Raw genomic sequence first — 19756 nt, forward strand, 5'->3', positions numbered from 1 at the left:
GGTGGCTCCCGGGGCGGGCCCCACCGGCCCGAAGGCGGCGTGGTTCTCCTGGGGCCCGCCGACCCGGCGGGTCGAGGGGCCACCACAGAAGTGGCCTGTGCGCGACGACGCTCGCTCCCCTGGGGAGCCGCGGGGGCCTGGAGCGCGCAGCACCGGGCGGTTAATCCGGTCCTCGCCTCCGCCCGCTAGGCGGACGCTGCGGACTGCGGCTCAACGGCCGCCTCTGTAGGGACGGCCGGGGCCGCAGCGCGGTCGAGCGCCAGCGGGTCGGTCACCGTGCCGATCTCCTCGTCGAGCGGCCCCTGCGCCAGCCTGGTCACCTCTGCGGGGACCGGCAGCGCCAGGTCAGCCGTCGCCCGGAGACCGGACAAAACGTCGTCTGGTCGTACGGCGGGTGTGGCGTGTCGTACTACCAGGCGCAGTATCGCACAGGCCTGACCGGTACGAACATCGGAGGTGGCTGTGGATTCCCCGACCGGACCAACGCCGACCTGCGCCGGAACGATTTCCAGCCGGGCGACGGCCTCGCGCGCGTCGAAGACCCTTAGCCCATTCTTCGTCTGGCGTTGGACCTCGACCCGCTCGGCCGCCAGGAACAGCTCCACCGCCCGGCCTGCGGCCTCCTCGGTCACCTGCGGCAGCCGAAGCTCCCAGAGCGAGGCCTCCAGCCGCTCCACGAAGTTCGGGGTGCGTACCTCGACGGCGTCCACGATGTCCAGCCCGGTCGGCAGCGACTCGTCCAGCTGCGCGCGCAGCGCCTGCGGGTCCCGGAAGTCGGCCAGGCCGATCTCCAGATACTCCGCCTCGCTGGCCACCCCGGTCGGGGCAGCATTGGCGTAGGACACCTTGGGGTGCGGGGTGAACCCGGCCGAGTACGCCATCGGGACGGCGGATCGGCGCAGGGCCCGCTCGAAGGCGCGCTGGAAGTCGCGGTGGCTAGTGAAGCGCAGACGGCCCCGCTTGGTGTAGCGCAGTCGAATGCGCTGCACCGTCGGCGCGGGGGGCGGACCGTCGGGCGTGCGGCGTGCCAGGGTCGCTCAGTCCTTCGGGAGAAGTCGCGTCCAGGGCTGGTGGCCGGGTACAGCTGGGGCCACCGGGTGATGGACTCTGTCAAGGAGCAAGGGTACGCGCCCGTACCCACCCCTCGTGTCGCAGCTCAGCCCGGTGGCCCCGTTACCGCTCGCTCGGGACTACTTCAGCACCGTCAGGGGCAGCAGCTTCTTGCCCGTCGGACCGATTTGAATACTTGTATCCATCTGCGGACAGACGCCACAGTCGAAGCACGGGGTCCAACGGCAGTCGTCGACCTCGACCTCCTCCAGTGCGTCCTGCCAGTCCTCCCAGAGCCAGTCCTTGTCGAGGCCGCTGTCCAGGTGGTCCCAGGGCAGCACCTCCTCGTAGGCGCGCTCGCGGGTGGTGTACCACTCGACGTCGACGCCGGTGCCGCTCAGGCCCTTCTCGGCGGCCTGCATCCAGCGGTCGAAGGAGAAGTGCTCGCGCCAGCCGTCGAAGCGGCCGCCGTCCTCGTAGACCGCGCGGATGATCCTGCCGGTGCGGCGGTCGCCGCGGGAGAGCAGGCCCTCGACGATGCCGGGCTTGCCGTCGTGGTAGCGGAAGCCGATGTTCTTGCCGTACTTGCGGTCCTGGCGGATCGCGTCGCGCAGCTTGGCGAGCCGGGCGTCGGTGGCCTCGGCGGACAGCTGCGGGGCCCACTGGAAGGGCGTGTGCGGCTTGGGCACGAAACCGCCGATGGAGACCGTGCAGCGGATGTCGTTCTGCCCGGTGACCTCGCGGCCCTTCTGGATGACGTTCTTCGCCATCTCGGCGATCTGCAGCACGTCCTCGTCGGTCTCCGTCGGGAGGCCGACCATGAAGTACAGCTTCACCTGGCGCCAGCCGTTGCCGTAGGCCGCGGCGACGGTGCGGATCAGGTCCTCCTCCGACACCATCTTGTTGATCACCTTGCGGATCCGCTCACTGCCGCCCTCGGGGGCGAAGGTGAGGCCGGAGCGCCGGCCGTTGCGGGTCAGCTCGTTGGCGAGGTCGATGTTGAAGGCGTCGACCCGGGTGGAGGGCAGCGACAGGCCGATCTTGTCCTCGGTGTACCGGTCGGCCAGGCCCTTGGCGATGTCGCCGATCTCGGTGTGGTCGGCGGAGGAGAGCGAGAGCAGGCCGACCTCCTCGAAGCCGGTCGCCTTCAGCCCGCGCTCCACCATCTCGCCGATGCCGGTGATGCTTCGCTCCCGCACGGGGCGCGTGATCATGCCGGCCTGGCAGAAGCGGCAGCCGCGGGTGCAGCCGCGGAAGATCTCCACGGACATCCGCTCGTGCACCGTCTCGGCGAGCGGGACCAGCGGCTGCTTGGGGTAGGGCCACTCGTCCAGGTCCATCACGGTGTGCTTGGAGACCCGCCACGGCACGCCGGGGGCGTTGGGGACCACGCGGGCGATCCGGCCGTCCGGCAGGTACTCGACGTCGTAGAACCGCGGCACGTAGACCCCGCCGGTCCTGGCCAGGCGCAGCAGCAGCTCCTCGCGGCCGCCGGGGCGGCCCTCGGCCTTCCAGGCCCGGACGATCTCGGTGATGTCGAGCACGGCCTGCTCGCCGTCACCGACCACCGCGCAGTCGATGAAGTCCGCGATCGGCTCGGGGTTGAAGGCGGCGTGGCCGCCGGCCAGCACGATCGGGTCCTCGTCGGTGCGGTCGGCCGCCTCCAGCGGGATGCCGGCCAGGTCCAGCGCGGCCAGCATGTTGGTGTAGCCGAGTTCGGTGGAGAACGAGAGCCCGAACACGTCGAAGGCCTTGACCGGGCGGTGCGCGTCCACGGTGAACTGCGGGACCTGGTGCTCGCGCATCAGGGCCTCCAGGTCCGGCCAGACGCTGTAGGTCCGCTCGGCCAGCACGCCCTCGCGCTCGTTCAGCACCTCGTAGAGGATCATGACGCCCTGGTTGGGCAGCCCGACCTCGTACGCGTCCGGGTACATCAGCGCCCAGCGGACGTCGCAGGAGTCCCACTCCTTGACGGTCGAGTTGAGCTCGCCGCCGACGTACTGGATCGGCTTCTGGACGTGCGGGAGGAGGGCCTCCAGGCGTGGGAAGACCGATTCGACTGGCATGCGGCGAAACCCTTTGGCTTGACGGAGGGGATGACCCTCAAGGGTAGCGTGGCCGGAAGGTCGGCCACGCTGGCCCGGACGGTGGCCGCCACCGCCCGGGCCGCGCCTCAGATCGCTATCGGCCGCTGGGTGCGGACCGCCTGCAGCAGCCCGATGGCGATCCAGCCCGCGAACATCGAGGAACCGCCGTAGCTGACGAAGGGCAGTGGGATGCCGGCCACCGGCATGATGCCCAGGGTCATGCCGATGTTCTCGAAGGACTGGAAGGCGAACCAGGCGATCACGCCGCCCGCCACCACGGTGCCGAACAGGTCGGTGGCCTGGCGGGCGATCCGGCAGGCGCGCCAGAGGATCACCCCGACCAGCAGGATGATCCCCAGCCCGCCGACGAAGCCCAGCTCCTCCCCCGCGACCGTGAAGACGAAGTCGGTCTGCTGCTCGGGGACGAACTGCCCTATCGTCTGGGTGCCGTGGAACAGGCCCTTGCCGGTCAGGCCGCCGGAGCCGATCGCGATCCGGGCCTGAGCGGTGTTGTAGCCCACGCCCGACGGGTCCAGCGCCGGGTTGGCGAAGGCCGCGAAGCGGTCGATCTGGTACTTGCTCAGCACGTGCAGCTTCCAGACGCCCGCGGCGCCGAGCCCGCCGGTGGCCAGCAGACCGAAGATCCACCGGTTGGCCACCCCGGAGGCCAGCAGGATGCCCAGGATGGTCACCACCATCACCATGACCGAGCCGAGGTCGGGCATCAGCAGCACGATGCAGATCGGCAGCCCGCCCAGCACCAGCGCCTGGAGCACGGTGCGCCCAGGCGGTATCTCCCGCTCGCCGGTGTCCACCCGGGAGGAGAGCACCATGGCCATCCCGAGCACGATGGCCAGCTTGGCGAACTCGGCCGGCTGGATCGAGAATCCGCCGCCGAACTGGATCCAGGAGTGCGCGCCGTTGATGGTCGAGCCCAGCGGACTGAGCGTGGCCAGCAGCATCAGGATGGAGAGCGCGTAGAGGACCGGCACCGCGGCGCGGATCCGCTGGTGCCCTATCGCGATGGCACCGGCACAGAGCACCACGCCGATCACCAGGTTGGTCAGGTGCCGGTAGAGGAAGTACTGCGGATCACCGTGGGTCAGCGAGTCGCGTCCCCGGGTCGCCGACCACACCAGCATCGAGCTGCCCAGCGACAGCGCCAGCGCGGCCAGGATTATCACCCAGTCCAGCCGGCGCAGCGGGGCGTCCTTGGCCAGTGCCCGGGCCAGTGGACCGCGCTGCGGCGAGAACCGCAGCTGGCGGTAGGAGCTGTAGGAGGAGGTCATGCCCGGCTCCTTCCGACGCCGCGCTGCGCCGGCTCCAGCGCGTACAGATCGGTGTAGACGGCCGACCGGGCCGGCACCGGCGGGATGTCGGCGAAGGCGACCGACTTGAGGATGGCGGTGCCGTCCGGGTTGAACTTGGGCAGGTCGGTCTGCGGACTGGGCAGCAGCGCCTTGCTCTGGTCGATGTTGCCCTTGTCGTCCACGCCGTACAGCGCCTGGTAGATCCGGCGGACCGCGTCACCGGAGCCGCCCGAGCCGGTGCCGCCCTGGCTGATCGTCATGACCACCGCGTAGTCCTTGCTGTAGGTGGTCAGCCAGGAGGTGGTCTGCTTGCCGTAGACCTCGGCGGTACCGGTCTTGGCGTGCAGCTGGATCTTGTCCTGCGGCCAGCCCGCGCCGGTGAACTTCCAGGCCGCGGTGCCCTCGGTGATGACGCCGGCGGTGGCCTGGTCGATGTACTGCAGGGTCTTGTCGTCGTCCGGCAGCTTGCCGTCCACGTGCGGGTCGATGTCGCGCACCAGCTGGCCGCTGGGGGTGACGACGGCCTTGGCGACGGTGGGGCGGTAGAGGGTGCCGCCGTTGGCGATCGCCGAGTAGATGGTGGCCATCTGGATCGGGGTGACCAGCGTGTCGCCCTGACCGATCGCGTAGTTGACCGAGTCACCGGCACGCAGCACGTTGCCGTCCACGCAGTTCTCGCGGGCGATCTGGGTGGCGTAGTCGGTGCCGCCGCCGGCCGCCTGCTTGCACCAGGCGTCCTTGTTGGCGTTGAAGAAGTCGGTCTTCCACTGCCGGTCGGGCACCCGGCCCGGGACCTCGGCCGGCAGGTCGATGCCGGTCTTGGCGCCGAGGCCGAACTGGTGGGCCGTCTTGTAGAACCAGTCGGCGGGGTCGGACTTGGGCTTGGTGCCGCCGTCCTTCATCCACTGGTCGTAGGACAGGCCGTAGAAGACGGTGTCGCAGGAGATCTCCAGCGCCTTCTCCAGCGAGATGTCACCGGCCGACTCGCCCTCGAAGTTCTTGAACTCGCGGCCGCCGATGGTCAGGCTCGACGGGCACGGGTAGTGGCCGTCCAGCGAGTAGCCGGCCTGCACGGCGGCGCTGGTGGAGACCACCTTGAAGGTCGAGCCGGGTGCCGACTGGCCCTGGATGGCCCGGTTGAGCAGCGGGTAGTTGCTGTCCTGGCCGGTCAGTCCGGCGTAGTCCTTGGCGGAGATGCCGCCGACCCAGAGGTTGGGGTCGTAGGTCGGGGCGCTGGCCATCGCGATGATCCGACCGGTGTGCACGTCCATCACTATGGCCGCGCCGGAATCGGCCACGAAGTTCTGGTTGGTCACCGTGTCATAGGTGTTGCGGGCGTCCTTCATCGCCTGCAGCAGGTTGTCCTCGACCACCTTCTGCACCCGGGCGTCCAGGCTGGTCACCACGTTGTCGCCGGGCTGGGCGGGGGTGCTGCCGGCGCTGCCGATCACCCGGCCGAGGTTGTCCACCTCCAGCCGGTCCACGCCGGTGGTGCCGCGCAGGTCGTTGTCGTAGACCGACTCCAGGCCGGCCCGGCCGATCTGGTCGCTGGGCAGGTACTTGTTCTTGCCGCTCTGGTTCGCGCTCTTGGTGACCTCGTCGTCGGTGACCGGCGACAGGTAGCCGAGCACCTGGGCCATGTTGGCGCCGTCCGGGCCCGGGTACTGGCGCACGGCGGTGGGCTGGGCGGTGATGCCGGGGAAGTCCTCGCGGCGTTCCATTATCTGCATCGCCTGCTGGGTGGTGGCCTGGTCGGTCACCGGGATCGGCTGGTAGGGCGAGCCGTTCCAGCAGGGCTGCGGAGTCTTGGCGTCGCAGAGCCGGACCTTGTCCTGGACGTCCTTGGGGTTCATCCCGAGCACTTGGGCCAGCTTGGTCAGTGCCGCCTTGCCGTGGTCCTTCTGCTCCAGCAGCGAGGTGCGGCTGACCGAGACCACGAGCTTGGTCTGGTTGCCGGCCAGCACCCGGCCGTCGGCGTCCAGGAGCTCGCCGCGGATCGCCGGTGAGACCACCTCACGGATGTGGTTGTTGGAGGCCTGGGCGGTGTACTGGCTGCCGTTGCGGATCTGCAGGTACCACAGCCGGCCGCCGAGGGTGGCGAGCAGCGAGAGCACCAGGATCTGCAGAACGACCAGACGGATCGTCACCCGGCGGGTGCGACCGGTCTCCGGGATGTTGCTCACCTCGAGGACTCCCCGCTTGAGAGGTGGTCGGTAGTGGGCCGGCCGGCTATCAGGACTTGATCCGGATCTTGCGACCGCCGGCCGGCAGTCCGGAGGACTCCCGGGTGGTGCGGTAGCGGGCGATGGTGCCAAGGCCCGGCCCGGTCACCTCGCCGCTCGACCCCGACGGGTCCGCCCAGCGGGCCAGCAGCATCACCGCGGGCACCACGAAGGGGGCCAGCAGCAGGTCGTAGAGGAGCGCGGTGCCCATCAGCGAGGGCAGTCCGACGTGCCGGGCGGCGGTGTCGCCGACCAGTGCGCCGACCGCCGCGTAGAGCACCGTGGAGACCACCGCGGCACCGGCCACCACCAGCAGCGGCACCAGCACCGAGCGCGGTCGGCCCGGCTCGGCCCGCAGCAGCCCGGCCGCGTAGCCGATCAGGCAGAGCACCAGCGCGTAGCGGCCGATCGCGTGGTCGGAGGGCGGGGCCAGGTCGGCCAGCAGCCCGGCGCTGAAGCCGGTCAGGCAGCCGCCGGAGGGGCCGAAGACCAGGCCGAGGCCGACCACCACGAGCAGCAGCAGGTCCGGGGTGGCCCCGGGCAGCTGCAGCCGGCCCAGCACGCTGACCTGCAGCAGCAGGGCGAGCAGGACCAGGACGGCGGAGAGCAGGGCGCGCTTGATGACCATCGGTCAGTTCCCCCCGGTCGGCGAGTCGGACGGCTGCTGCGGGGCGCCCGAGGGCTGCGCCGCGGGTGCGGCGGGCGGCTGGGCGGGCGCCACGGGGGTGGGGCTCGGCGGGGCCGGTGGCAGCACGGAGTCCCTGGGGTCGGTGCGCGGCGGCACCACGACCACCCCGACCAGGTCGAGCCGGGTGAAGGAGACGAACGGATCGACCAGCACGGTCTTGGTCAGCTCGCCCGGGGTGGCCTGTACCTGGGTGACCGTGCCCACCGGCACGCCCGGCACGAACGGACGCCCGTTCTGCGAGCCGAAGGTGACCAGCCGGTCGCCCGGCTTGACCTGCGCCTTGCCGTTGAGCAGCTGCACCTTCATCGGGCCCTGGCCCTGACCGGCCGCGAAGCCGATCTCGCCGGTGCCCTCCATCCGGGTGCCGGCGGTGAAGCCGGGGTCGGTGGCGAGCAGCACCGTGGCGGTGGTCGGGGCGACCGTGGTGACCCGGCCGACCAGGCCCTGGCCGTTGATCACGGTCATGTCCCGCTGCAGGCCGTCGTCGCTGCCCGCGTCGATGGTGATGGTCCAGGAGAAGCCCTGGGCCGCGCCGATGGCGATCACCTGCGCGGCCTTGATGGTGTATCCGCCGGCCCCGGCGGTGCGCAGCATGTCGTCCAGCTGCTTGGTCCGCCCGGTGGCGGTGTCCGAGGAGGCCAGCTTCTGGCGCAGCTCGGTGTTCTCGGCGCCGATCTGGTCCAGCCGCTGCTGCTCGGTGCCGGAGTCGCGGATCGCCCGCACCGTGCGGGCTATCGGGTCGACGGCCCCCGCGGCGCCGCGCTCCACCGGACCGAACAGGTCGGCGGCGGTGCGGCGGGCGCCGTTCAGCGGGGAGCTCTCGCCGCCCTTGATGTCCACGGTGATCAGCGCGAAGGCTACGGCCACCAACAGGATGAGCAGCAGTCGGCTCTCTCGTGTGTCCCTCACGGCGACGGGGCTGCCCCTTCTGGATGTGTCGGGTCTGACGGGGTGTCTAACGACGCGGCTGCGCGTCCAGTACCTGCTGCAGGGCCTCGAACTCCTCGACGCAGCGGCCCGAACCGAGCGCCACCGAGTCCAGCGGGTTCTCCGCGATGTGGATCGGCATCCCGGTCTCCCGGCGCAGCCGCTCGTCCAGCCCGCGCAGCAGCGCGCCGCCACCGGTGAGCACCACGCCGCGGTCCATCACATCGCCTGCCAGCTCCGGCGGGCACTGGTCCAGGGTGGTCTTGACGGCGTCGATGATCGAGTTGACCGGTTCGTCGATCGCCTCGCGGACCTCGGCGGCGGAGATCACCACGGTCTTCGGCAGGCCGCTGACCAGGTCCCGGCCGCGGATCTCGGCGTGCTCGTCCTTCTCGTTCTCCGAGCCCCAGGCCGAGCCGATGCTCATCTTGATCTGCTCGGCGCTGCGCTCGCCGAGCAGCAGCGAGTACTCCTTCTTGATGTGCTGGACGATCGCGTTGTCCAGCTCGTCGCCGGCCACCCGGATCGACTGCGCGGTGACGATGCCGCCCAGCGAGATGACCGCGACCTCGGTGGTGCCGCCGCCGATGTCCACCACCATGTTGCCGGTGGCCTCGTGGACCGGCAGGCCAGCGCCGATCGCGGCGGCCATCGGCTCCTCGATGATGTGCACCTGGCGGGCGCCGGCCAGGTGACTGGCCTCCACCACGGCGCGGCGCTCGACGCCGGTGATGCCGCTGGGCACGCAGACCACGACCCGCGGGCGGACCAGGTAGCGGCGGCGGTGGATCTTCTGGATGAAGTACCGCAGCATCCGCTGGGTGATCTCGAAGTCGGCGATCACGCCGTCCTTGAGCGGGCGGATGGCGATGATGTTGCCGGGCGTACGCCCGATCATCTTCTTCGCCTCGGACCCGACCGCCAGGATGCCGCCGGTGTTGGTGTTGACCGCCACGACTGACGGCTCGTTCAGGACGATCCCCTTGCCCCTGACGTACACCAGCGTGTTGGCAGTGCCGAGGTCGATCGCCAGGTCACGGCCGATGAACGACAGATTGTTGGCCATGGAGTGTGGAACGCCTTCCCGAACTGGATGTCATGGGCAGGGAGTTGAGCCTCACACGAGGCCCGCACAGCAGCGCGCGAACCGCGCGCGACGGGCCGTTCGGGCCCGTAGGGTGCCTCCATCGTAGCCACGCCCGGCGAACTGGTCGGCGGGATGGGCTTGGCGTCCATTCTCCGTCGCAGGATCGGTTCTCCCCGGATTGGGACGCCGTGTCGGACTATTGAGTTCCATATTTGAGGATCAGATTCCCACGGTTGGCTGAGCCTGACCGGCTCGGCCAACCGCGGGCCGCCGTGATGTCACGTCAGGCGTAGGCGGGGAAGAAGATCTTGATCTCGCGCTCGGCCGAGGCCTCCGAGTCCGAGGCGTGGATCAGGTTCTCCCGGGTGATCGTGGCGAAGTCGCCACGGATGGTGCCGGGGCCCGCGGCCAGCGGGTCGGTGGCGCCGGCCAGCGCGCGCACGCCCGGGATCACGTTCTCGCCCTCGACGATCAGCGCGAGCGAGGGGCCGGAGGTCATGAACTCGAGCAGCGGCTCGTAGAACGGACGGCCGAGGTGCTCGGCGTAGTGCGTCTCCAGCGTCGCCCGGTCGAAGGTGCGCAGCTCGACGGCGGCCAGCTGCCAGCCCGCCTTGCGCTCGATCCGGCTGATGATCTCACCGGTCAGACCACGGCGGACGGCGTCGGGCTTGAGCAGGACGAGAGTGCGCTGGGTCACGGTGCGGCTCCAGAGGTTTCGGGGCTAAATGGTGTATGCCACTGCCCCAGAGGTTACCTTGCGTGAACAGCGGGTCAGCGACCGCCACCGCGAAGCCGCAGCCGCTCCCGGCGGCCGGTCAGGCGGGGACGCCGACCGTCTGGCGCTCGCGCTCCGCCTTACTGCGCTCCTCCTTGATGACGTCGATCTTGCGGCCGTAGTGCACCGAGCACCACCAGAGGCCGGCGAAGATCACGCCCAGCGCGTACATGGTCGGCAGCAGCAGCCCGGTGGCGATCAGGCCCAGCTGGAGCGCCCAGCCGATCGGCACGGCGCCACGGCGGGTGATCATGCCGCACAGCAGCACGCAGCCGAGCATCACCGCCCCGCTGACCCCCCAGATCACCGCGGTCGAGACGTCCGTCATCTTCATCGCGACACAGGCCGCGAAGAGCACCACGAAGACCTCGCCGATGAGCGTGGACGCACAGAGCGTACGCATCGTCACTTCCTCCCGAGCAGCAGGCGGGCCTCGCCCACGGTGATCACCGAGCCGGTGATCAGCACCCCGGAGCCGGTGAGGTCGCCCTCCGCCTCGGCCAGCGCCACGGCGGCGTCGATCGCGTCGTCCAGCCGGGGCTCCACCTGCACCCGGTCCTCGCCGAAGATCTCCACGGCCTGGGCCGCGAGCTGGTCGACCGGCATCGCCCGGTGGGTGGAGTTCTCGGTGATCACCACCTCGGCCAGGATCGGTTCGAAGGCCTCCAGCAGGCCGGTGACGTCCTTGTCGCCACTGGTGGCGATCACCCCGACGAGCCGGTTGAAAGCGAAGGCCTCGCCGACCGCGGCCGCGGCGACCTGGGCACCGGCCGGGTTGTGCGCGGCGTCCAGCAGGATGGTGGGGCTGCGCCGGACCACTTCGAGGCGACCGGGCGAGCTGACGCCGGTGAAGGCGTGGCGCACCTTGTCGACGTCCAGCTGGTGCTCGCGGGCCGCGCCGATGCCGAAGAACGCCTCCACCGCGGCCAGCGCGAGGGCCGCGTTGTGCGCCTGGTGCTCGCCGTGCAGCGGGATGAAGATGTCGCTGTACTCGGCCCCGCCCAGTCCGCGCAGGGTGATCACCTGCCCGCCGACCGCGACCTCGCGGCCCAGCACACCGAACTCCATGCCCTCGCGGGCCACCGTGGCGCCGACCTCGACCGAGCGCGCCAGGATCGCCTCGGCGGCGTCCAGCGGCTGCTGGGCGACCACCGCGAGGGCCTCGGGCTTGATGATCCCGGCCTTCTCGGTGGCGATCTGACCGGTGGTGGTGCCCAGGAACTTGGTGTGGTCCAGCGAGACCGGGGTGAGCACGGAGACGGCGGCGTCGATCACGTTGGTGGCGTCCCAGGTGCCGCCCATGCCGACCTCGACCACGGCCACGTCCACCGGCGCGTCGGCGAAGGCCGCGTACGCCATGGCGGTGAGCACCTCGAAGAAGGAGAGCGCGACGGGCTGCCGCTCGTCCACCATCCTGATGTAGGGCTCGATGTCGTTGTAGGTCTCGACGAACTTCTCGACGCTGATCGGCTGCCCGTCCAGGCTGATCCGCTCGGTCACCGACTCCACGTGCGGGCTGGTGTAGCGCCCGGTGCGCAGTTCGAAGGCGTTCAGCAGCTGCTCGACCATCCGAGCCGTGGACGTCTTGCCGTTGGTGCCGGTGATGTGGATGGACGGGTAGGAGCGCTGCGGCTCGCCGAGGATGTCCATCAGCGCCGCGATCCGGTCCAGCGAGGGTTCGAGCTTGTTCTCCGGCCAACGCCGGGCCAGCTCGGCCTCGACCTCGTGCAGACCGGTCGGCTGGTCGCCGGCCTCCGCGTTAGTGGGACGGCTGGTGTACGGGTTCGGCCCGGCGGTGCTGCTCACCCGCCCAGTGTACGAGCGCGGAGCCCGTCCGCCCGCCGCGGGGCCGCCGGTGTGCCGGTGTGCCGGTGTGATTGCGGCGCGTCCTCGGCCCGGCGGCGCACTCACGCGTGCGGACGGGGTTCAGACCGCGGCCGGCACCGGGCTCTGCCGCAGGCGCAACTCGGCGAGCACCTCGTCCACCTCGTCCTCGGGGACCAGCGGCAGCATCATGGCGACCGCCTGGAGCAGGCCGCCGAGCAGGAAGGTGGTGTCCGGGGTGGCGGCCACCAGCTGTCGCACCGCGGCCACCTGACCGCCCCGCACGGCCTCGATCAGCCGCGCCGCGTCCGCCGACTCCTCGTCCACCAGCACCCCGATCTCCCCCTGCGGCGCCCGGCGGGCCAGGGCGCGCAGCACCCGGTCGCCGACCTCGGGGGCATAGGCCTTGCGCACCGCCTCGGCCGCGACCCAGGCGAGCAGGGTGACCACCTCGCGCTCGGCCCGGTCGTCCAGCAGCCGGTCCAGGGCCGCGTCGAAGGCGACCTGATTGCCGTGCCGGAACGCGAGCAACAATGCCGCGGCCCGCCCCTTTGCCTCCTCGACCCGCTGCGCAGGAAGTTCGCCGGCCAACTTGTGCGCTGTCACCATGCCCTGCCTTCCCTTCACGAGTGCCCGTACTCGGAACTTCAGCACACCGTATACGGGACGCCTTCGCAGGTCACCGGACCTGGCCGCAAGAAGTGGCAGAAGAACGGAAAAAGCCGGTCACGGATTAAAGGCAATCAGAAATTCCTCGCCCGATTCCAAACCGAAACGCCACTGGCCGCACCCCGGTTGAGGGTGCGGCCAGTGGCGTGCTACGTCGACGGCCCGGCCTGGGCCGGCTCGGGTCAGGCCTTGGGCAGGCCGGCCAACTGCGCGGTGATCCGGGCGATGTCGGCCTCGGCCGCCTGCTGGCGGGCGCGGATCTTCACCACCACGTCCTCCGGAGCCTTGGCCAGGAAGCCCTCGTTGCCGAGCTTGGCCGCGGTCTGGGTGCGCTCCTTCTCGGCAGCCGCGAGGTCCTTCTCCAGGCGCTTGCGCTCGGCGGCCACATCGATGGTGCCGGACAGGTCCAGCGCCACCGTGGCACCGGCCACCGGCAGCGAGGCGGTGGCCGCGAAGCCCTCCTCGGGCTGGGTCAGACGCAGCAGCGAGCGCATCGCGTCCTCGTGCGCCCCCAGCACCGTGCCGCCCAACTCCAGTGCGGCCGGGACCTTCTGGCCCGGCTTGAGGCCCTGGTCGGAGCGGAACCGGCGGACCTCGGTGACCACCTGCTGAACGGTGGCGATCTCCGCCTCGGCGGCGGCGTCACGGAAACCGCTGTCCTTCGGCCACTCGGCGATCACCAGCGACTCGGCACCGGTCAGCGTGGTCCACAGCGCGTCGGTGACGAACGGGACGACCGGGTGCAGCAGCCGCAGCGTCACGTCCAGCACCTCGCCCAGCACCCGGCGCGCGGCATCGGCCTGCGGGCCGCCCTTGGCCAGGGTGGTCTTGGAGAGCTCGACGTACCAGTCGAAGACCTCGTCCCAGGCGAAGTGGAAGAGCGCGTCGGAGAGCTTGGCGAACTGGTAGTCGTCGTAGAGCGCGTCGACCTGGGCCACGGTCTCGTTCAGCCGGGACAGGATCCAGCGGTCCGCCGCGGTCATCTCCTCGGGCGCCGGCAGCGGGCCCTCGATGGTGGCGCCGTTCATCAGCGCGAACCGGGTGGCGTTCCAGATCTTGTTGCAGAAGTTGCGCGAGCCCTTGACCCACTCCTCGCCGATCGGCACGTCCGCACCGGGGTTGGCGCCGTTGGCCAGCGTGAAGCGGACCGCGTCGGCGCCGTAGGCGTCCATCCAGTCCAGCGGGTCGACCGCGTTCGGGTTCGACTTGGACATCTTCTTGCCGAACTGGTCACGGACCAGACCGGTGAGCGCGATGGTGTGGAACGGCGCCTGGCCGTCCATCGCGTACAGGCCGAACATCATCATCCGGGCGACCCAGAAGAAGATGATGTCGTGGCCGGTGAGCAGCACGTCGGTCGGGTAGAACTTCTCCAGGTCCGGGGTCTGCTCGGGCCAGCCCAGGGTGGAGAAGGGCCACAGGCCGCTGGAGAACCAGGTGTCCAGCACGTCCTGGTCCTGGGTCCAGCCCTCACCGGTGGGCGCCTGCTCGTCGGGGCCGACGCAGACGACCTCACCGTCCGGGCCGTACCAGACCGGGATCCGGTGACCCCACCAGAGCTGGCGCGAGATGCACCAGTCGTACATGTTGTCGACCCAGTCGAAGTAGCGGCGCTCCATCTCCTTCGGGTGGATCTGGACCCGGCCGTCACGGACCGCATCGCCGGCCGCCTGGGCCAGCGGCTCGACCTTGACCCACCACTGCAGCGACAGCCGCGGCTCGACGATGGTGTGGCAGCGCGAGCAGTGGCCCACCGCGTGCATGTAGGGGCGCTTCTCGGCGACGATCCGCCCCTGCTCACGCAGCTCGCCGACCACGGCCGAGCGCGCCTCCAGGCGGTCCAGGCCGAGGAAGGGACCGTGCACGGTGATCACGCCGCGCTCGTCCATCACGCTCAGGTTGGGCAGGTTGTGCCGCTGGCCGATGGCGAAGTCGTTGGGGTCGTGCGCGGGGGTCACCTTGACCGCGCCGGTGCCGAACTCCGGGTCGACGTGCGCGTCGGCGACCACCGGGATCCGGCGGTCGGTCAGCGGCAGCGCGATGGTGCGCCCGATCAGGTGCTGGTAGCGCTCGTCGTCCGGGTGGACGGCCACCGCGGTGTCGCCCAGCAGGGTCTCGGCGCGGGTGGTGGCCACCACGATCGAGTCGTCACCGTCGCCGTAGCGGATCGAGACCAGCTCGCCGGGGCTGTCCTCGTGCTCGACCTCGATGTCGGAGAGCGCGGTCAGGCAGCGCGGGCACCAGTTGATGATGCGCTCGGCGCGGTAGATCAGGCCGTCGTCGAAGAGCTTCTTGAAGATGGTCTGGACGGCGCGCGAGAGGCCCTCGTCCATGGTGAAGCGCTCCCGCGACCAGTCCACGCCGTCGCCCAGACGACGCATCTGGCCCAGGATCTTGCCGCCGTAGTTCTCCTTCCACTCCCACACCTTCTCGACGAAGGCCTCGCGGCCCAGGTCGTGGCGGGACTGGCCGGAGGCGGCGAGCTGCTGCTCCACCCGGTTCTGGGTGGCGATGCCGGCGTGGTCCATGCCCGGCAGCCAGAGCGCCTCGTAGCCCTGCATCCGCTTACGGCGCGTCAGGGCGTCCATCAGGGTGTGCTGGAAGGCGTGGCCCAGGTGCAGCGCACCGGTCACGTTCGGCGGCGGGATCACGATGGTGTACGGCGGCTTGTCGCTCTTGGCGTCGGCGGTGAAGTAACCGCGCGATACCCAGCGCTCGTACAGCTCGCCCTCTACCTCGCCCGGGGCGTAGGTGGTCGGGAGGGCTGCGGCGTTGTCCACGGACACGTCCGTGGAGTTGCCCTCGGACGTGTCGTCGGTGGGGCGCTGGTTCGTCTTGTCGGTCACGCCGAACAGTTTACGGAACCGGAGGTCGTGCCCTGCGCCCGCGCGCTGTGCGATAGCGTGCCGGTGCTCGGACACACGGTCGCCCGAGCCCGGCCAGGCCGGTGGAGCACGGGTGTTGCGCCGCGCAGGCGGCGGGGGAGCGAGAGCGCATGTACGGCCAGGGTCAGCCGCAGTATCCGCCGCAGGGCCAGCCGCAGCCCGGCTACGGACAGCCGCCGTACGGGCAGCCGCAGCCCGGGTACGGCCAGCCCCAGCCCGGCTATGGCCAGCCCCAGCCGGGGTACGGCCAGCCGCAGCCCGGCTACGGACAGCCCCAGCCGGGGTACGGCGTGCCGCCGCAGCAGCCCTACCCGCCGCAGCCGCAGGCCGGTTGGGGCCAGCAGCCGCAGTACGCGGGTGGCTATCCGCCGCCGGCGCCCAAGAAGGGCAAGGCCGGTGTGGTGGTCGGCGTGGTGATCGGCGCCCTGGTGCTGGGCGGTGGCGGCTTCGCCGCCTACAAGCTGACAAGCTCCGCCGCGGCCGGCAGCTACAAGCTCGCCGCGCCGCAGACGCTGGCCGGCGGCTACACCCAGAAGAGCGCCAAGAGCGCGCCGGCGGACCCCGCCAAGAGCGCGACCCTGGGCAGCGACGTCACCGCCCTGTCGGCCAGCTACGCCAGTGACGCCGACCCGACCGACACCATCACGGTCGGCGGCGACTACGGCAAGCTGGGCGACCCGGACAAGGCGATCGCCAACTTCTCCAGCCAGCTGACGCAGAGCGGCGCCACCTGGACCACGCCGCTGAGCAGCTACTCCGGCGGCAGCAACAAGGACGACGCCACGCTCAAGTGCGGCGTGCTGGACTTCAAGATCCCCGGCGCCCCGGACTCCGGCGGCCAGTCGGTCTGCGTCTGGGCCAGCCGCTCCACCATCGCCAGTGTCAGCTTCGCGAAGCTGAACGGGATCAAGCTGGTGACCCTCGCACCGGCCGACGCCGCCAAGAAGACCGAGGCGATCCACGACGCCATGGTGGTGGCGAAGTAGCCCACCGAGCCGGCACCCGGCACACAACGCCCAGGGCCCGCGACCGATCCGGTCGCGGGCCCTGGGCGTTACCGCCGTCGGGCGGTGTCCTCAGGCTCAGGCGCTCTTGTCGCGGCGCTCGCGCTTGATCATGTCGCGCGGAACCAGGGTCGGGATCGCGTGCTTGGAGACCACGTCGCCGGTGACCACCACGCGGGCGACGTCCTGACGCGAGGGAACCTCGTACATCACGGACATCAGCACCTCCTCCATGATGGCCCGCAGCCCGCGCGCGCCGGTGCCGCGCAGGATCGCCTGGTCGGCGATCGCCTCCAGCGCGTCACGGCTGAACTCCAGCTCCACGCCGTCCAGTTCGAAGAGCTTGCGGTACTGCTTGACCAGCGCGTTCTTCGGCTCGGTGAGGATCTGCAGCAGCGCCTCGCGGTCCAGGTTGTGCACGCTGGTGATCACCGGCAGCCGGCCGATGAACTCCGGGATCATGCCGAACTTGACCAGGTCCTCCGGCATCACCTGGCGGAAGTGATCGCTGGCGTCGCTCTCCCGCTTGGAGCGGATGTTGGCGCCGAAGCCGATGCCCTTGCCGCCGGCCCGGCCCTCGATGATCCGCTCCAGGCCCGCGAACGCACCGCCCACGATGAACAGCACGTTGGTGGTGTCGATCTGGATGAACTCCTGGTGCGGGTGCTTGCGTCCGCCCTGCGGCGGGACCGAGGCGGTGGTCCCCTCCAGGATCTTCAGCAGCGCCTGCTGGACGCCCTCGCCGGAGACGTCGCGGGTGATCGACGGGTTCTCGCTCTTGCGGGCGACCTTGTCGATCTCGTCGATGTAGATGATCCCGGTCTCGGCCTTCTTGACGTCGTAGTCCGCCGCCTGGATCAGCTTGAGCAGGATGTTCTCGACGTCCTCACCGACGTAGCCGGCCTCGGTGAGGGCGGTGGCGTCGGCGATGGCGAACGGCACGTTCAGCATCCGGGCCAGGGTCTGCGCGAGCAGCGTCTTGCCGGAGCCGGTGGGGCCGAGCAGCAGGATGTTGGACTTGGCCAGCTCGATGGCGTCCTCGCGGCCGCTGCCGCGCCCCGCCTCGCCGGCCTGCACCCGCTTGTAGTGGTTGTAGACCGCGACCGAGAGCGCCTTCTTGGCGAGGTCCTGGCCGACCACGTACTGGTCCAGGAACTCGTAGATCTCGCGCGGCTTCGGAAGCTCCTCGAAGCGCACCTCGGAGGACTCGGCGAGTTCCTCCTCGATGATCTCGTTGCACAGGTCGATGCACTCGTCGCAGATGTACACGCCTGGGCCGGCGATGAGCTTCTTCACCTGCTTCTGCGACTTGCCGCAGAACGAGCACTTGAGCAGGTCGCCACCGTCTCCGATGCGTGCCACGAGGTGCTTCCCCTTCGCCAGGGGCCCCGCGGGGGTCCGGGGCCTGGTGCTGTGGACCGCGGCCGCCACAGGCGGCGGCAGGTCTCGGTACCGACGGTACTCTGCCACCTCGCAGAATCCGTCGTCTTCGACAGCTCTGCCCTACGCCCTGGGCGAATTGATACCGAACAGATGCCGGCGGGCCGAGCGAAGTCTGTGGGCCGGAGCCCGGCGGGCGGAGCGTACTCGTCGGTACGCTCCGCCCGGATCCGCGGCGGGACTCAGTCGGTGAGCGAGGCCTTGCGGGTCGAGATGATCTGGTCGATCAGCCCGTACTCCAGGGCCTCCTCGGCGGTGAGGATCTTGTCGCGCTCGATGTCCTCGCGGACCTGCTCGACCGGCTTCTTGGAGTGCTTGGAGAGCATCTCCTCCAGCTGCTCGCGCATCCGGAAGATCTCCCTGGCCTGGATCTCCAGGTCGGAGACCTGGCCGCGGCCGGTCTCGGTGTACGGCTGGTGGATCAGGATCCGGGCGTTGGGGAGCGCCATCCGCTTGCCGGGGGTACCGGCGGCGAGCAGCACGGCCGCGGCGGAGGCCGCCTGGCCCATGCACACGGTCTGGATGTCCGGCTTCACGTACTGCATGGTGTCGTAGATCGCGGTGAGCGCGGTGAACGAGCCGCCGGGCGAGTTGATGTACATCTGGATCTCGCGGTCCGGGTCCATCGACTCCAGGCAGAGCAGCTGGGCCATGATGTCGTTCGCCGAGACATCGTCCACCTGGGAACCCAGGAAGATGATGCGCTCCTCGAAGAGCTTGGCGTACGGGTCGTACTCACGGATGCCCTGCGAGGTGCGCTCGACGAAACGCGGGACGATGTAGCGACCTTCTGCCCGCGGGGCAGTGAACTCGGTGCGGGCGCCCTGGTACTCGCCGCGGGGGGTGTAAAGGGGGTTCATTGCGGGTCTGCCTCCGGAAGCGTGCCGACGTGTAATGGGGTGCGGGGCGGGCGCTCAGGCCCCGGTGCCACCGCCGCCGGGGACGTCTGCGGCACTGTGCATGATGTCGTCGATCAGGCCGTACTCCTTGGCCTGCTCGGCGGTGAACCAGCGGTCGCGGTCGGAGTCCTTGGTGATCTGCTCGAAGGTCTGGCCGCTGTGGCTGGCGATCAGCTCGGACATCCGCTGCTTGGTGCGCAGCAGCTGCTCGGCCTGGATCCTGATGTCGGTGGCCGAGCCGCCGAGGCCCGCGGAGGGCTGGTGCATCAGGATGTTGGCGTTCGGCAGCGAGAACCGCTTGCCCGGAGTGCCGGCGGTGAGCAGGAACTGGCCCATCGAGGCCGCCATGCCCATCGCGATGGTGACCACGTCGTTCTTGATGTACTGCATGGTGTCGTAGATCGCCATGCCGGCCGTGATCGAGCCGCCCGGGGAGTTGATGTAGAGGTAGATGTCCTTGTCCGGCTCGGCGGCCAGAAGCAGCAGCTGGGCGGTGATCTTGTTGGCGATCTCGTCGTCCACCTGCTGGCCGAGGAAGATGATGCGCTCGTTGAGCAGCCGGTTGTAGACCTGGTCGCCCAGTCCGCCGAGCACGTCACCACCGGCGGCGCGCGGCGCCATGAGGCCAGGCATCTGCATCTGCGGGAACGTCACTTAGCCACCTGCTCAGTCGATTCGGACGGTTCCTCTATTTCGACCGTCGCTACGTCACATATGGGTCCGGGGCTGGGCTTCCTGGGCCTGGACCCACGTCGAGCCGCCCCGCCCACGCTGTTGATGCTTGCTCTCGTTGACCCTAACGCGCAGGTAGGGCCCGACCATCCCCCACGCTGAACTGTTCGCTGTGAGCGCAGGGTAGCGGCGGGGGAAGCCGAGGAAGACGAACGGG

The 19756-nt window shown here is 70.1% G+C and carries 16 protein-coding genes; 1 reads left to right on the top strand and 15 read right to left on the bottom strand.

Annotation, left to right across the window (positions count from 1 at the left end):
• Positions 1 to 185 precede the first annotated feature (185 nt).
• The 12 genes from ACFZB9_RS03185 to ACFZB9_RS03240 all read right to left on the bottom strand — a co-directional run bounded on the left by ACFZB9_RS03185 (position 186) and on the right by ACFZB9_RS03240 (position 15485).
• Positions 186 to 989, bottom strand: a complete 804-nt coding sequence (locus ACFZB9_RS03185) for a TIGR03936 family radical SAM-associated protein (RefSeq protein WP_391443237.1) — start codon at positions 987 to 989, stop codon at positions 186 to 188.
• 201 nt (positions 990 to 1190) lie between these two features.
• Positions 1191 to 3116 carry a TIGR03960 family B12-binding radical SAM protein gene (locus tag ACFZB9_RS03190; RefSeq protein WP_391443238.1) on the bottom strand — a complete coding sequence of 642 codons (1926 nt, stop codon included), beginning with the start codon at positions 3114 to 3116 and terminating at the stop codon, positions 1191 to 1193.
• A gap of 107 nt (positions 3117 to 3223) precedes the next feature.
• The gene (rodA, locus tag ACFZB9_RS03195; RefSeq protein WP_391443240.1) at positions 3224 to 4426 is read right to left on the bottom strand and encodes a rod shape-determining protein RodA; all 1203 of its coding nucleotides are present in this window, start codon (positions 4424 to 4426) and stop codon (positions 3224 to 3226) included.
• Positions 4423 to 6630 carry a penicillin-binding protein 2 gene (mrdA, locus tag ACFZB9_RS03200; protein WP_391443241.1) on the bottom strand — a complete coding sequence of 736 codons (2208 nt, stop codon included), beginning with the start codon at positions 6628 to 6630 and terminating at the stop codon, positions 4423 to 4425. The genes rodA and mrdA overlap by 4 nt, the downstream gene beginning before the upstream one ends.
• Positions 6631 to 6679: 49 nt before the next feature.
• The gene (gene mreD, locus ACFZB9_RS03205; protein WP_391443243.1) at positions 6680 to 7297 is read right to left on the bottom strand and encodes a rod shape-determining protein MreD; all 618 of its coding nucleotides are present in this window, start codon (positions 7295 to 7297) and stop codon (positions 6680 to 6682) included.
• A gap of 3 nt (positions 7298 to 7300) precedes the next feature.
• On the bottom strand, positions 7301 to 8266 hold the full coding sequence (gene mreC / locus ACFZB9_RS03210) for a rod shape-determining protein MreC (RefSeq protein ID WP_391443244.1): 966 nt from the start codon (positions 8264 to 8266) through the stop codon (positions 7301 to 7303).
• A 46-nt stretch (positions 8267 to 8312) separates the two neighbouring features.
• Entirely contained in the window at positions 8313 to 9338 is a 1026-nt protein-coding gene (locus ACFZB9_RS03215) for a rod shape-determining protein (protein ID WP_281404108.1), read from the bottom strand.
• A 316-nt stretch (positions 9339 to 9654) separates the two neighbouring features.
• Positions 9655 to 10068, bottom strand: a complete 414-nt coding sequence (gene ndk / locus ACFZB9_RS03220; protein ID WP_391443246.1) for a nucleoside-diphosphate kinase — start codon at positions 10066 to 10068, stop codon at positions 9655 to 9657.
• A 118-nt stretch (positions 10069 to 10186) separates the two neighbouring features.
• On the bottom strand, positions 10187 to 10549 hold the full coding sequence (locus ACFZB9_RS03225; protein ID WP_391443247.1) for a DUF4233 domain-containing protein: 363 nt from the start codon (positions 10547 to 10549) through the stop codon (positions 10187 to 10189).
• A gap of 2 nt (positions 10550 to 10551) precedes the next feature.
• Positions 10552 to 12024 carry a bifunctional folylpolyglutamate synthase/dihydrofolate synthase gene (locus ACFZB9_RS03230; RefSeq protein ID WP_391443326.1) on the bottom strand — a complete coding sequence of 491 codons (1473 nt, stop codon included), beginning with the start codon at positions 12022 to 12024 and terminating at the stop codon, positions 10552 to 10554.
• A gap of 48 nt (positions 12025 to 12072) precedes the next feature.
• Positions 12073 to 12579, bottom strand: a complete 507-nt coding sequence (locus tag ACFZB9_RS03235; RefSeq protein WP_391443249.1) for a hypothetical protein — start codon at positions 12577 to 12579, stop codon at positions 12073 to 12075.
• A 242-nt stretch (positions 12580 to 12821) separates the two neighbouring features.
• Positions 12822 to 15485 (bottom strand): valine--tRNA ligase, encoded by a 2664-nt coding sequence (locus ACFZB9_RS03240; protein WP_391443250.1) that lies wholly within the window; start codon positions 15483 to 15485, stop codon positions 12822 to 12824.
• A gap of 149 nt (positions 15486 to 15634) precedes the next feature.
• Between ACFZB9_RS03240 and ACFZB9_RS03245 the strand changes: the two genes are divergently transcribed.
• The gene (locus ACFZB9_RS03245; RefSeq protein WP_391443252.1) at positions 15635 to 16510 is read left to right on the top strand and encodes a hypothetical protein; all 876 of its coding nucleotides are present in this window, start codon (positions 15635 to 15637) and stop codon (positions 16508 to 16510) included.
• 96 nt (positions 16511 to 16606) lie between these two features.
• Here ACFZB9_RS03245 and clpX read toward each other — a convergent pair whose 3' ends face one another.
• From clpX to ACFZB9_RS03260, 3 genes are all read right to left on the bottom strand, one after another.
• On the bottom strand, positions 16607 to 17890 hold the full coding sequence (clpX, locus tag ACFZB9_RS03250; protein WP_327069206.1) for an ATP-dependent Clp protease ATP-binding subunit ClpX: 1284 nt from the start codon (positions 17888 to 17890) through the stop codon (positions 16607 to 16609).
• A gap of 260 nt (positions 17891 to 18150) precedes the next feature.
• Positions 18151 to 18828, bottom strand: coding sequence for an ATP-dependent Clp protease proteolytic subunit (locus ACFZB9_RS03255; RefSeq protein ID WP_391443254.1), 678 nt, complete (start codon positions 18826 to 18828; stop codon positions 18151 to 18153).
• Positions 18829 to 18882: 54 nt separating this feature from the next.
• Positions 18883 to 19500: an ATP-dependent Clp protease proteolytic subunit gene (locus ACFZB9_RS03260; RefSeq protein ID WP_391443327.1), complete on the bottom strand. Its 618-nt coding sequence runs from the start codon at positions 19498 to 19500 to the stop codon at positions 18883 to 18885.
• Positions 19501 to 19756 lie beyond the last annotated feature (256 nt).

The organism is Kitasatospora sp. NPDC008050, assembly GCF_042957465.1.
Lineage (GTDB): Bacteria > Actinomycetota > Actinomycetes > Streptomycetales > Streptomycetaceae > Kitasatospora.

Excerpts from the sequence above, each read along its gene's own strand:
- ACFZB9_RS03190 (WP_391443238.1), bottom strand. The coding sequence starts at position 3,116 with ATGCCAGTCGAATCGGTCTTCCCACGCCTGGAGGCCCTCCTCCCGCAC.
- rodA (WP_391443240.1), bottom strand. The coding sequence starts at position 4,426 with ATGACCTCCTCCTACAGCTCCTACCGCCAGCTGCGGTTCTCGCCGCAG.
- mreD (WP_391443243.1), bottom strand. The coding sequence starts at position 7,297 with ATGGTCATCAAGCGCGCCCTGCTCTCCGCCGTCCTGGTCCTGCTCGCC.
- ACFZB9_RS03225 (WP_391443247.1), bottom strand. The coding sequence starts at position 10,549 with ATGCGTACGCTCTGTGCGTCCACGCTCATCGGCGAGGTCTTCGTGGTG.
- ACFZB9_RS03235 (WP_391443249.1), bottom strand. The coding sequence starts at position 12,579 with ATGGTGACAGCGCACAAGTTGGCCGGCGAACTTCCTGCGCAGCGGGTC.
- ACFZB9_RS03245 (WP_391443252.1), top strand. The coding sequence starts at position 15,635 with ATGTACGGCCAGGGTCAGCCGCAGTATCCGCCGCAGGGCCAGCCGCAG.
- ACFZB9_RS03255 (WP_391443254.1), bottom strand. The coding sequence starts at position 18,828 with ATGAACCCCCTTTACACCCCCCGCGGCGAGTACCAGGGCGCCCGCACC.
- ACFZB9_RS03260 (WP_391443327.1), bottom strand. The coding sequence starts at position 19,500 with ATGCCTGGCCTCATGGCGCCGCGCGCCGCCGGTGGTGACGTGCTCGGC.